Genomic DNA, 13,496 nt, shown 5'->3' with positions numbered 1-13,496 from the left:
ATTATGAAACAAAGTAAAATGCCTATCCCAACGCTTCGCGAAATGCCAAGCGATGCTCAAGTTATCAGCCATGCTCTTATGTTGCGCGCTGGTTATGTTCGTCAAGTATCTGCAGGTGTTTATTCTTACTTACCACTTGCCAACCGTGTGATTGAAAAAGCTAAAAACATCATGCGCCAAGAATTCGACAAGATTGGTGCCGTTGAGATGTTGGCTCCAGCCCTTCTCAGTGCAGAGTTGTGGCGCGAATCAGGTCGTTACGAAACTTATGGTGAAGACCTTTATAAACTAAAAAACCGCGAAAAATCAGACTTTATCCTAGGCCCAACTCACGAAGAAACCTTTACAGCTATTGTCCGTGATTCTGTTAAGTCTTACAAGCAATTGCCACTTAACCTTTACCAAATCCAACCTAAGTATCGTGATGAAAAACGTCCACGTAATGGCCTTCTTCGTACACGTGAGTTCATCATGAAGGATGCTTACAGTTTCCACGCTAACTATGATAGTTTGGACAGTGTTTATGATGAGTACAAGGCTGCTTATGAGCGAATTTTCACTCGTAGTGGCTTAGATTTCAAGGCTATCATCGGTGATGGTGGAGCCATGGGTGGTAAGGACAGCCAAGAATTTATGGCCATTACACCTGCTCGTACAGACCTTGACCGCTGGGTTGTCTTGGACAAGTCAGTTGCCTCATTTGACGAAATTCCTGCAGAAGTGCAAGAAGAAATCAAGGCAGAATTGCTCAAATGGATGGTTTCTGGTGAAGATACCATTGCTTACTCAAGTGAATCTAGCTATGCGGCTAACTTAGAAATGGCAACAAACGAGTACAAACCAAGCAACCGTGTTGTCGCTGAAGAAGAAGTGACTCGTGTTGCAACTCCAGATGTTAAATCAATTGATGAAGTTGCAGCCTTCCTCAATGTTCCAGAAGAACAAACAATCAAGACCCTCTTCTACATGGCAGATGGTGAGCTTGTTGCAGCCCTTCTAGTTGGAAATGACCAACTCAACGAAGTCAAGTTGAAAAACCACTTGGGAGCAGATTTCTTTGACGTTGCTAGCGAAGAAGAAGTGGCAAATCTTGTTCAAGCAGGTTTTGGTTCACTTGGGCCAGTTGGTTTGCCAGAGAATATTAAAATTATTGCAGATCGTAAGGTGCAAGATGTTCGCAATGCAGTTGTCGGTGCTAACGAAGATGGCTACCACTTGACTGGTGTGAATTCAGGTCGTGATTTTACTGCAGAATATGTGGATATCCGTGAAGTTCGTGAGGGTGAAATTTCCCCAGACGGGCAAGGAGTCCTTAACTTTGCGCGTGGTATCGAAATTGGTCATATCTTCAAACTTGGCACTCGCTATTCAGCAAGCATGGGAGCAGATGTCTTGGATGAAAATGGCCGTGCTGTGCCAATCATCATGGGATGTTACGGCATTGGTGTCAGCCGTCTCCTTTCAGCAGTGATGGAGCAACACGCTCGCCTCTTTGTTAACAAAACACCAAAAGGTGAATACCGTTATGCTTGGGGAATCAATTTCCCTAAAGAGTTGGCACCATTTGACGTGCACTTGATTACTGTCAATGTCAAGGACGAAGAAGCGCAAGCCTTGACAGAAAAACTTGAAGCAAGCTTGATGGGAGCTGGTTACGAAGTCTTGACAGATGATCGTAACGAACGTGTTGGTGTTAAATTCAGCGATAGCGACTTGATTGGGTTGCCAATCCGTATCACTGTTGGGAAGAAAGCGGCCGATGGCATCGTAGAAGTTAAGATCAAGGCAACTGGTGACACCATTGAAGTTCATGCAGATAACTTGCTCGAAACGCTTGAAATTCTCAGCAAGAAATAAAAACTATAATCAGAAGAAAAACAAGGAAAAAATGTAACTAGTTTTTACCTTGTTTTTTCTGTATAATGGGAAAAATGAGTAGATAAAGAGGTAAATGTATGCTAAAATTTCCAAAGGATTTTGTCTGGGGATCCTCTACTTCTGGGCCACAGACAGAAGGACGTGTAGCTGGTGACGGTAAGGGAGATAATCTCTGGGATTACTGGTTCCAAGTGGAGCCAAATCGCTACTATAATGGGATTGGTCCAGATAAAACATCGACCTTTTATGAAAATTGGGAACAGGATATCGACCTCTTGTTAGAAACTGGTCACACGGCCTTTCGGACTTCTATTCAGTGGTCACGGATTTTTCCACAAGGGCGTGGGGAAGTCAATGCTCAAGGTGTGGATTTCTATCGTAAGGTTTTTGAGGCTATTAAGGCTAAAGGAATTCGTCTTTTAGTCAATCTCTATCATTTTGATCTGCCTTTTGCTCTTCAAGAAGATGGTGATGGTTGGGAAAATAAGGCGACTGTCTCAGCTTATGAAGACTATGCTCGTTTTTGTTTTGAGACTTATGGAGATTTAGTGGATCAATGGATTACCTTTAACGAGCCCATCGTTCCTGTGGAATTTGGCTATTTTTACGATGCCCATTATCCACATAAGGTGGATGCAGAAGCGGCGGTTAAAGTAGCCTATCACACACAATTGGCCAGCAGTCGGGCGGTTAAGGCTTGTCATGAACTTTTGCCAGACTCCAAGATTGGGATTGTCTTAAACTTGACACCGGCTTATCCACGTAGCCAGCATCCTGCTGATGTCAAGGCAGCTCGCATTGCGGACCTTTTCCAGGCTCAATCTTTCTTAGATCCGTCCGTTTTGGGTACTTATCCACAGGAGTTGGTAGAAATCTTACATGAATACGGTCTCTTGCCTGATGCTACAGAGGAGGAGTTGGAGCTCATTCGTGACAATACGGTGGACTTCCTTGGTGTCAACTACTATCAACCTTTGCGTGTTATGGCTCCTCGATTTTCTAAGCATCCAGAGAGTCCACTCTTACCAGAACATTTTTACGAGCCTTATGTGATGCCTGGACGTAAAATCAATCCTCATCGTGGCTGGGAGATTTATGAGCAAGGGATCTATGACATTGCTCAAAATATCAAGGAAAATTATGGTAATATCGAATGGATGTTGACAGAGAATGGTATGGGTGTTGAAGGGGAAGAAAAATTCCGTCAAGATGGGATGATTCAAGATGATTACCGTATTGGCTTTGTAAAAGGTCATCTTCGTGAACTTCACCGTGCCATTAAAGATGGAGCCAACTGTAAAGGATACTTAATCTGGACCTTTATTGATTGCTGGTCATGGCTCAATAGTTATAAAAATCGCTATGGCTTGGTCGAATTAGACTTGGAAACGCAAGAACGTCGTCTGAAGAAATCAGGGCACTGGTTCAAGGAATTAAGCGGCAATAATGGATTTTAAAAAAGGACTCTGACTAATGATTTTAATTGGTCAGAGTTTTTTGCTTACAGGAGATGAATTTGAACTATACCAATTTTTACTCTTGACAAGTGAAAGAAACAAGTATATACTGTTTTTGCTGATTCTATAAAAGAGGAATTAGACTATACCAATTTTAAGGAGAAAGCACAGCTGGTCTGTGTCGTATATACTATGTGTGGAATTGTTGGTGTTGTTGGAAACACAAATGCAACTGATATTTTGATTCAAGGGCTTGAAAAGCTCGAATACCGTGGCTATGATTCTGCGGGAATTTTTGTCCTAGGTGGTGCTGAAAACCACCTAGTCAAGGCTGTTGGTCGTATTGCAGAATTGTCTGCCAAGACAGCTGGTGTTGAGGGAACAACTGGTATTGGACATACTCGTTGGGCTACTCATGGAAAACCAACTGAAGACAATGCTCACCCACATCGCTCTGAGACTGAACGTTTTGTTTTGGTGCACAATGGGGTGATTGAAAACTACCTTGAAATCAAGGAAGAATACCTTGCAGGCCACCACTTTAAGGGGCAAACAGATACTGAAATCGCCGTTCACTTGATTGGAAAATTTGCGGAAGAAGATGGCTTGTCAGTTCTTGAAGCCTTCAAAAAAGCTCTTCACATCATCCGTGGTTCTTATGCCTTTGCCTTGGTTGACTCACAAGATCCTGAAGTTATCTATGTGGCTAAGAACAAATCACCACTTTTGATTGGTCTTGGGGAAGGCTATAACATGGTCTGCTCAGATGCGATGGCTATGATTCGTGAGACCAACCAATACATGGAAATCCATGACCAAGAGCTGGTAATCGTCAAGGCTGATAGTGTAGAAGTTCAAGACTATGATGGCAACAGTCGTGAACGTGCTAGCTACACTGCTGAGCTTGACTTGTCAGATATCGGTAAGGGAACTTATCCTTACTACATGCTTAAGGAAATTGATGAGCAACCAACGGTTATGCGTAAACTCATTCAAGCCTACACGGATGATGCTGGTCAGGTTGTCGTAGACCCAGCTATCATCCAGGCTGTTCAAGACGCAGACCGTATCTACATCCTTGCAGCTGGAACATCTTACCACGCAGGATTTGCTTCTAAGAAGATGCTGGAAGAATTGACAGATACGCCAGTTGAACTTGGAATCTCATCTGAGTGGGGCTACGGCATGCCACTTCTCAGCAAGAAACCACTCTTCATCTTTATCAGCCAGTCTGGTGAAACAGCGGATAGCCGTCAGGTTTTGGTCAAGGCTAATGAAATGGGAATCCCAAGCTTGACAGTAACAAACGTACCAGGTTCAACTCTTTCACGTGAAGCTAACCATACCATGCTTCTTCATGCAGGTCCTGAAATTGCCGTAGCATCAACTAAGGCCTATACAGCGCAAATTGCAGCCCTTGCTTTCCTTGCAAAAGCAGTCGGAGAAGCAAATGGCAATGCTAAAGCGCAAGCCTTTGATTTAGTTCATGAGTTGTCAATCGTAGCTCAGTCTATCGAATCAACTCTTTCAGAGAAAGAAACCATTGAAGCCAAGGTTCGTGAGCTACTTGAAACAACTCGTAACGCCTTTTACATCGGACGTGGTCAAGATTACTATGTAGCCATGGAAGCAAGCCTTAAACTCAAAGAGATTTCTTACATCCAGTGTGAAGGCTTTGCAGCAGGAGAACTCAAGCACGGAACTATTGCCTTGATTGAAGAAGGAACACCTGTCTTGGCCCTCTTGTCAGATCCAGTCCTTGCCAACCACACTCGTGGAAATATCCAAGAGGTGGCAGCCCGTGGTGCCAAGGTTCTCACTATTGCAGAAGAAAATGTTGCTAAAGAGACAGACGACATCGTTCTTACGACCGTCCACCCTTATCTCTCACCAATCTCAATGGTTGTGCCAACGCAATTAGTCGCTTACTTTGCAACCCTCCACCGTGGTCTTGATGTGGACAAACCACGTAACCTTGCCAAGTCAGTAACGGTAGAATAAGCTAAAAAAGTCTAGTTATCTAGGCTTTTTCTTGTGAGCAAATCGGTTGCTTGTACTCAAGATTCGTGTTATACTCTTCGAAAGTCTCTTCAAACCACGTCAGCTTCCATCTGCAACCTCAAAACACTGTTTTGAGCAGCCTGCGGCTAGCTTCTTAGTTTGCTCTTTGATTTTCATTGAGTATTAGAATAATTTTTCAAATTGAAGGACAGAAATAGACAAGGAGAAGCGCAATGGTAGAATTGGGAATTTCGACATTTGGGGAAACAACAGTGCTTGAAGGGACTGGGCAAACTTACAGTCATGCTGAACGCATTCGCCAGTTGCTGGCAGAGATTGAACTGGCTGACAAGGTTGGTTTGGATGTATATGGGATTGGTGAGCACCATCGAGCGGATTTTGCGGTATCAGCCCCAGAGATTATCCTGGCAGCTGGGGCAGTCAATACCAAGAAAATTCGTTTGACTAGTGCGGTCAGCATTCTCTCGAGCATGGATCCGATTCGTTTGTTCCAACAGTATGCCACTATTGATGCTTTGTCAAATGGACGTGCGGAGATTATGGCCGGAAGGGGTTCTTTCACGGAATCTTTTCCCTTGTTTGGCTATGATTTGAAAGACTACGAAGCTCTTTTTGATGAGAAATTAGACTTGCTTCAATTAGTCAATGAAAAGACAAAACTAGATTGGCAAGGTCGATTGACCCAAACAATCTCTGGCAAAGAAGCTTATCCTCGTCCAGTTCAGGACAAATTGCCCTTGTGGATAGCGACAGGTGGTCATGTTGAATCAACTGTGAAGATTGCTCAGGCTGGTCTACCGATTGTCTATGCCATTATCGGTGGTAATCCTCGTTATTTTAAAAAATTGATTCAGGCTTATCGTGAGATTGGGAGCGAAGCAGGCCATGCCAGTCATGAACTAAAGATTGGAGCTCATTCTTGGGGCTGGATTGCCGAAGATGGCGAGCAGGCTGTAAAAGATTATTTCCATCCGACCAAGCAAGTAGTGGATGCTATTTCCAAAGACCGTCCACACTGGCAGGAATTGCGTTATGAGCAATATTTGGAGCAAGTTGGGCCAAATGGTGCTATGTTTGTGGGCAATCCAGATCAGGTGGCAGAAAAATTGATTCGCATGATTGAGGATTTAGGTTTGGATCGTTTTATGTTGCACCTACCGCTTGGTTCTATGCCACATGAACAAGTCCTGAGAGCTATTAAACTTTTCGGAACGCAAGTGGCTCCAAAAGTACGGGCTTATTTTGCTATGAAAGAGGCTTAATAAAAAATCCTAATCAAATGTATTATAACCACAAATATTGTACAAAAATCAATCCCCCGAGCTATAACGCTTGGGGGATTGTTCTATAGGAGGGCTAGTTTAGTTCTCTTTTTTTGTTTTTTAGCAAGAAGCCGAGACCTAGAAGGGCAAGGAGGCTGATTCCTGCAAACAGGAGTTTGTAATCGTTGAGCTTAGTTATATCTAGCTATGCAAAGGTTATACAGTAGCAGTTTTAGCTAATCCATTCACCGTTTTCATTGACCAAATAGCCTTCAACTCTTGTATTAACTGCAAGTTTACCTGATGAATCAACATAGTACCATTTGCCAGAAACTTCAAACCATTGATTTTCTTTCATAGCTCCTGATGGATCTAGATAGTACCAAGTATCTCCATCCTTAACCCAACCGGTTGACATAGAACCGTTACTATTTAGGAAGTACCAAACATTACCATCTTTCACCCAGCCAGTAACCATAGAGCCATCATCTTTTAGATAATACCAAGTATCTCCATCTTTTATCCAACCAGTAGCTAGAGAACCGTCTGCTTTATGGAAATACCAGATGCCATTTTCTTGTTTCCAACTAGCTTTAGTTGTCTGATTTGGAGTTTCCGGTTTCTTATTTGTATAAGCTGGGGTGTAGGAAGTTACAATAGCTTGTGTAGAAGTAGCTGGAAGTGATTGAGTATTACTGTCCTTATGTGGCTTCTCAGCTTGTGAACCAGTTGTAGCTTGGCTAGGTTTATTTTCTGCATCAGCTACTGTTGCAGATGGTTTAGTAGAATCAGGTTTAGCTTCTGGAGCTGGATCTTGATGTGCAGGGTGAGAAGCTTCATTTTGATGTTCAGGCTTGGAAGGGGTTGAGTCTGGTTTCTCTTCTGCGGTTGACCCATGGTTAGTTCCATTTTGAGAGACTCGAAGAACAGTGGCTGTAAGGGCATTTAATTTCAAGCCTTTTTCAGTCCACTCAAGTCCTTTCGGGTTGGCAATTCCTACTGGTCCTGCTTGGTTTTCATCTGCTAAAACTTCAGCATTTCTGAGGTGGGCGAAGGCAGTTCCCAAATTAAATTCGCGAGCTTTTTCGTCCGCATTGACAAAGACTGCGTAGATATCACCGTTTGGAGCAGTAATTTGGTAGCCAATTACTACATCCTCTTTTTCTACACCATTTTGACCTGGGACAGTGATGAGGTGGACACGGTCTTTGATATCTTGGAGACTCTTAAGTCGGAAGGCATCTGTAGATTGACGAAGGGCAATCAACCCTTTCATATAGTCACGGCTCTTAACATTTTCAGGATAAGCTTTGCCATCTGTAGCCTTAGTCCAGTCAAACTTGTTAACTGCATCGCTAGAATCGTAAGAGTCATGGATGAAGTAAGGATAGTCAAACGGATTGCCGTCCTTATCACGCAACAAGTGAGATTTGTTTGGAACCTTATCCTCCGCTACTGGAGTCTTGTAGGCTGGGTCACGGAATTGTTTGGTGCGACCATATTCCTGACCAGAGTGGATAAATGGAGTTCCTTGAGCTGTCAAGACCATGAGATTTCCAAGTCGCAAACGACGGTGGATTTCAGCATAGTTCTCAGCCTTGCTTGGGTCTTTTTTGATAGACTGGGCAATGATGTCAAAGAGGGTCAAGTTATCATGGGCTGCGATGTATTGGATGACATCTCCAGGATTGTCTGCTTCAAAGTTGGTTGGCTGAGCAATGAGATTTTTGAAGACAGTGTTGACATCACGCTTGCCACCTGTGATAAAGGCAGGTTGACCTTCATTTGGATAACCAGACTTGAGGTTGTTACGGATGTCATCTGAGAAGACAGCGACAGTATCGGTATGTTTCATCCAATCTTGGTCAGCTGCTTTAGTAGGCATGTTTTCATCACCGGCATAGGTTCTCCAACCTTCACCCAGCATGATGAGATTTGGATTGAGGGCGCGTGCAGCCTTGTAAGCTTCTTCGATAGAAGCCGCATCATGGTCTCCCATCATATCGAAGCGGAATCCATCTACTTTGTAGGTATCGACTAGGTATTTGATAGAATCAACTAGGAGCCGTTTGGTCATATGGTGAGTTGTCCCCAAACGTCCACCACCAAAGCTAGTTCGAGGTGTTCCGTCAGCATCCATAAAGTGGTAGTAGTTTGGCTCTAGGTCTTCAAAGAGATCGACTTTGGCTGTATGGTTATACACTACGTCCAGGATAGCTCCCATGCCACGTTTGTGGATTTCGTTGATGAGGTTTTTAAACTCTGCGATTCGTTTTTCTGGATTTTTAGGATCGCTTGAATACATACCAGTCAATGAGAAGTAGTTTTGAGGGTCATATCCCCAGTTGTAGTTGCTGTTGCTTGAAGCATAGTCAGACAAGCGTTCATGGTTCTTCAACTCATTGACAAAGTAGTAAGACAAGACTGGAAGGAGCTGGATGTGGGTCACACCCAAGTCTTTGAGATAGTCTAGTTTTTCAATAAAGGCTTCAAAGGTACCAAATGGTTTGGTCAAGTCTTTTGCAATGGCAGGATCTGAAGTGAAGTCACGCACATGAGCTTCGTAGATAACGGCATCTTCACGAGTCTTGAAGTTGTGAATCTTACCATAAGTCAAGTCTTGAGGTCCTAGTTTAGCTGGATTTACAAAGGCGGCTTTAGCCACTTTATGGGAAGCGTCTGTTTTTGCAAGATCACTATTCCAAGCAGCGAGGGATTTAGCGTAAGGATCGAGTGCAAGAACAGTTTTACCCTGACGCTCGATTTGGTATTGATAATAGTAGCCAGTGAAATCTGTGATTCCTAATTTGTTTGTGCTATCTAGAGTTTGTTTCCAAGTTCCTCTTTCTCCTTTTTCAAGAGCGACAGTTCCAACTACTTTGTCAGGGTCATTCTTGTCGTAGACAACAACAGAAACCTTATCAGCACTTGGTGACCAAAGGGTTAAATCAACTTGTTTTCCTTCTTCTTTTAGGTCAGCTCCCAGTTTGCCATCATAACTGTAAGTCTCATCTTTAAGACGCCAGCTTGTTTTGGTAGTGAAGTGGTCGGAATTGTAGCTAACAGTATATGGATGTTTTGTATCTGAGAAATCTCCGCTGTAAGTCACTTTCTTACCAGCTTCATCGATTGCAACATCGGTGATAGTTACCTTGTCTCCTAGGTGATTAGTGATGTTAGAGTGTTTGAGGATATCCTCTTTTTTAGCACCGACAAGTGTTGAAAAACTACTTTCAATGCTAGAAGTTCCTACGTGCTGAGCCCCTGTCATGCGAATATCATGGACATAGTATGGATTTGTGTAAATCGATTCGTCATCGTCTTTTAGGAAAATTTGGCTATGATTTTTCAAATCTGTGAACTTATAATCTTCTTTACGGATCTTCACGTCGTCTCCTTGTTTGCTCTCATCTAGTAATAAAAAGCCGAATTCTTTGGCGGCATCCTTAAGAGGAATGTCGATATAGCGACCATATTTGCCTGTAGCTGTAAAGTCTGTTCCGTCAGGCCATTGAGCGCTACTTGGATTTTTCACATCTCCCCAGTACCAGAGAGATTTCTTGTCATAGTTGCCATCCGTGCGGTAGTAGTTGACGCGAACAGTTCCTGCAGGTTGTGGTTCGTAAGAGAAAACCTTGTAATCTTGGTCCAACCAAGCCTCGTTCATTTTTGGAACTAGTTTTTCTACAGATTTATCGCCGGTTAGATTTTTTCCAGCTGTATTGTTGATGAGGAAGCTAATTTTCTTGGCTTGTTCTCCCTTTAATTTGACATCTAGGTAGTAGCCATAGTCATCTTTCTTGGCATCCTTGAAGGACAAAGCTCCGTTAGGCCAGTTTTCAGAAGGTTTTTCAACATCGTCCCAAGTCCATAGTCCTTGAGCATCCTTGTTTTCTTCAGGAAGTTTTTTGACATGGATACGGAAGTAGTTATCTTCGATTGGCTCTTCGGCCTTAGTTTCAGTTGCTACTGGACTAGTAGAAGTAGTTGGCTCATTTGAACGATCTTCTCCAGTTTGTGGTGCTGAATCGGCTGGGTTTGCAACAGGAGTTGTTGGCTCTGTTGCAGGTTTTTCTTCTTTTTTCTCTAGGGAAGCGTTTGCATTATTAGGTGAAGAAAAATCGCTTTCGTTCTTGCCAGCGATGTTTGTTGCATCAGTAAGAGGTTGGGCAAGGGCAGTAGTAGTTTCACTATTACTTGCGTTAGTAGTTGGTGTACTTTCGTTGGCTGAGATAGTTGGCGTAGCCATAGCAAGTAGGACAAGACTTGCGCCGATAAGGACAGAACCAGTTCCATTTTTGAGGGAACGGATGCTGTAGACCATTTTTTTCTCAGTTTGAGCTGGTGTTTTTCTCATAATGATTCTCCAATCAATAAATTTCTATATCAGTATAGCATGTAGTAAAACAATATGCAAGCGTTTTCTTTGGTTTGTAAAAGAAATTCTTACTTTTGAGAAGTTTTCTGTACTATTTTATATATCAGTATAAATGATGGAGATAAAAATGTCACATAAGCCAAGCCGTATTATTAGGAAGATGATGTGTTCCCAGCTATTTTTATTCAGAAATTGATTTCTAATATTTCTTTAAAAGTTCATCTAGCGAAATTATAAATAGGAAGAGAAAAAGCTAGCGCTTCTCAAGTTTTATCTAGTTTCCAAACTATAGTATTTACTGGAAATCTAAAGAAAATATCAGAAAAATTCAGCAAACGTTTTCTTCTTATTTTCTTGACTTTTTTGCTGGTTTGTGCTTGACTTTTACTTGAAATTTGATAGACTATAGACAAATAGGAAAACGTATTCATTTAAAAACGGAGGAATAAGGAATGAATCAAGAAAAACGTTTGCATCGCTTTGTCAAAAAGTGTGGACTCGGTGTGTGTAGTGCTGTTGTTGCGGCCTTTTTATTGAGCGCTCAGGGAGTAGCTTTGGCTACAGAGCAAGGGAATCGTCCAGTTGAGACAGAAAACATCGCTCGTGGAAAACAAGCTAGTCAAAGTTCTACTGCTTATGGAGGAGCTGCTACACGAGCAGTGGATGGTAATGTTGACAGTGACTATGGGCACCATTCTGTAACGCATACAAACTTTGAAGACAATGCTTGGTGGCAAGTTGATCTCGGAAAAACAGAGAATGTTGGAAAAGTTAAACTTTACAATCGTGGAGATGGGAATGTAGCTAATCGTCTTTCCAATTTTGATGTTGTTTTGTTAAATGAAGCAAAACAAGAAGTTGCTCGTCAACACTTTGATAGTTTGAATGGGAAGGCAGAACTTGAAGTTTTCTTCACCGCCAAAGACGCTCGTTATGTAAAAGTGGAGTTGAAAACTAAAAATACCCCATTGAGCTTGGCAGAAGTGGAAGTATTTCGTTCAGCAACAACTCAAGTTGGACAGGATAGAACTGCACCAGTAGTAGATCAAACATCAGCATTGAAAGACTACCTTTTTGGCTTAACTTATAATCCTTTGGATATTTTAACTCGCAAGGGAGAAACCTTAGAAAATCGCTACAACACAAGTGCTAAGGAACAAAATGGAGAGTTTGTCGTTGTAGAAAAAATCAAGAAAACCCTCTCTACAGGCACAGCAGATGTTTCCATCAATGGAAATCAAAATGTCTTTCTAGGTGGCTTGTATAAGGCAAACCAAAATCTGCTAGAAAATCAGCCAGAATTGATTAGTCTTGCCCGTGCAAAGGGGACAGTCAGCGTCGATTTACCTGGTATGATTCAGTCTGACAGCCGAATTGAAGCAGATCCTACAACTAGTGGTATGCAGTCTGCGATGAATACCTTGGTTGAAAGATGGACAAAGAATTACTCATCTAGCCATTCCGTTCCTGCCCGTGTTCAGTATGAATCAACTACAGCCTATAGCATGAACCAATTGAAAGCAAAATTTGGTGCAGACTTTGAAAAAGCAGGTGCACCGCTCAAGATTGACTTTGAGGCTGTGCAAAAGGGTGAAAAGCAAATTGAAGTTGTAAACTTTAAACAAATCTACTATACAGCGACATTTGATGCACCGACCAATCCAGCGGCTGTATTTGACAAGAGTGTGACACCTGAAGATTTAAAACAAAGAGGTGTTGATTCACAAACTCCACCTGTATATGTATCAAATGTTTCTTACGGACGTCAAATCTATGTTAAGTTTGAGTCAACAAGTAAGTCTACTGAATTAAAAGCAGCTATCAATGCGGTTATCAAAGGCGCAACAATTGCTCCAAATTCTGAATGGAGCCGTCTATTGAAGAATACTTCTGTAACAGCGGTAATTGTAGGAGGTAATGCTAGCGGTGCCGCCAAAGTTGTCACAGGAACAGTCGAAAACTTGAAGGAACTCATCAGAGAAGGAGCTAACTTTAGCGCTCAAAGTCCAGCTGTGCCAATCGCATATAAGACTGCCTTCCTAAAAGATAATGCCCAAGCAACTTTACAAAATAGTACAGACTATATCGAAACGAAGGTTACTTCTTACAAAAATGGCTTCTTGAAACTTCATCATAAGGGTGCTTATGTTGCGCGTTACTACATCTATTGGGATGAAATTACATATGATGAACAAGGAAATCCAGAAATCCGTTCACGTCAATGGGAAGATAACGGAAAAAACAGAACTTCAGGCTTCCAAACAGAGATTCAATTTAAAGGAAATGTCCGTAATCTTCGTATCAAGGTTCAAGAAAAGACGGGTCTTGTATGGGAACCATGGCGTACAGTTTACAACCGCACAGACTTACCACTAGTACAACAGCGTACAATTACACATTGGGGAACAACTCTAAACCCTAAAGTTGATGAAAAAATTGTGAATGAGTAACGATTTGATTTACTTGATTCGATAGTAAACAGTGAAGAGGAGGAACTTC

At 42.2% G+C, this 13,496-nt stretch carries 7 protein-coding genes; 5 read left to right on the top strand and 2 right to left on the bottom strand.

Annotated features, from left to right (window positions below):
• The first annotated feature begins 3 nt into the window (after window positions 1-3).
• The 4 genes from HWX15_RS03680 to HWX15_RS03665 all read left to right on the top strand — a co-directional run bounded on the left by HWX15_RS03680 (window position 4) and on the right by HWX15_RS03665 (window position 6,619).
• Window positions 4-1,857 carry a proline--tRNA ligase gene (locus tag HWX15_RS03680; protein WP_175880318.1) on the top strand — a complete coding sequence of 618 codons (1,854 nt, stop codon included), beginning with the start codon at window positions 4-6 and terminating at the stop codon, window positions 1,855-1,857.
• 98 nt (window positions 1,858-1,955) lie between these two features.
• Window positions 1,956-3,335, top strand: coding sequence for a 6-phospho-beta-glucosidase (gene bglA, locus HWX15_RS03675; protein ID WP_175880317.1), 1,380 nt, complete (start codon window positions 1,956-1,958; stop codon window positions 3,333-3,335).
• Window positions 3,336-3,527: 192 nt separating this feature from the next.
• Complete coding sequence (gene glmS / locus HWX15_RS03670; RefSeq protein WP_175880316.1) at window positions 3,528-5,336, top strand: glutamine--fructose-6-phosphate transaminase (isomerizing); 1,809 nt, start codon at window positions 3,528-3,530, stop codon at window positions 5,334-5,336.
• Between the two features lie 233 nt (window positions 5,337-5,569).
• On the top strand, window positions 5,570-6,619 hold the full coding sequence (locus HWX15_RS03665; protein ID WP_175880315.1) for an LLM class flavin-dependent oxidoreductase: 1,050 nt from the start codon (window positions 5,570-5,572) through the stop codon (window positions 6,617-6,619).
• A gap of 94 nt (window positions 6,620-6,713) precedes the next feature.
• Here the strand turns inward: HWX15_RS03665 and HWX15_RS10235 are convergent, their stop codons facing one another.
• Both HWX15_RS10235 and HWX15_RS03650 read right to left on the bottom strand, forming a co-directional pair.
• Window positions 6,714-6,818 carry an LPXTG cell wall anchor domain-containing protein gene (locus HWX15_RS10235; protein WP_225350392.1) on the bottom strand — a complete coding sequence of 35 codons (105 nt, stop codon included), beginning with the start codon at window positions 6,816-6,818 and terminating at the stop codon, window positions 6,714-6,716.
• Window positions 6,819-6,851: 33 nt separating this feature from the next.
• Complete coding sequence (locus HWX15_RS03650) at window positions 6,852-10,976, bottom strand: pullulanase (protein ID WP_254867333.1); 4,125 nt, start codon at window positions 10,974-10,976, stop codon at window positions 6,852-6,854.
• Window positions 10,977-11,449: 473 nt separating this feature from the next.
• Between HWX15_RS03650 and HWX15_RS03645 the strand changes: the two genes are divergently transcribed.
• The gene (locus tag HWX15_RS03645) at window positions 11,450-13,447 is read left to right on the top strand and encodes a thiol-activated cytolysin family protein (RefSeq protein ID WP_175880314.1); all 1,998 of its coding nucleotides are present in this window, start codon (window positions 11,450-11,452) and stop codon (window positions 13,445-13,447) included.
• Window positions 13,448-13,496 lie beyond the last annotated feature (49 nt).

It is taken from the genome of Streptococcus thalassemiae, assembly GCF_903645285.1.
GTDB classification, from domain to species: Bacteria; Bacillota; Bacilli; order Lactobacillales; family Streptococcaceae; genus Streptococcus; species Streptococcus thalassemiae.
The sequence above is the reverse complement of the archived record's forward strand: the minus strand, read 5'-3'. Positions and strand labels throughout refer to the sequence as shown.

Coding starts and splice junctions, on each gene's coding strand:
- HWX15_RS03680 (WP_175880318.1), top strand. CDS start 4: ATGAAACAAAGTAAAATGCCTATCCCAACGCTTCGCGAAATGCCAAGC.
- bglA (WP_175880317.1), top strand. CDS start 1,956: ATGCTAAAATTTCCAAAGGATTTTGTCTGGGGATCCTCTACTTCTGGG.
- glmS (WP_175880316.1), top strand. CDS start 3,528: ATGTGTGGAATTGTTGGTGTTGTTGGAAACACAAATGCAACTGATATT.
- HWX15_RS03665 (WP_175880315.1), top strand. CDS start 5,570: ATGGTAGAATTGGGAATTTCGACATTTGGGGAAACAACAGTGCTTGAA.
- HWX15_RS03650 (WP_254867333.1), bottom strand. CDS start 10,976: ATGAGAAAAACACCAGCTCAAACTGAGAAAAAAATGGTCTACAGCATC.
- HWX15_RS03645 (WP_175880314.1), top strand. CDS start 11,450: ATGAATCAAGAAAAACGTTTGCATCGCTTTGTCAAAAAGTGTGGACTC.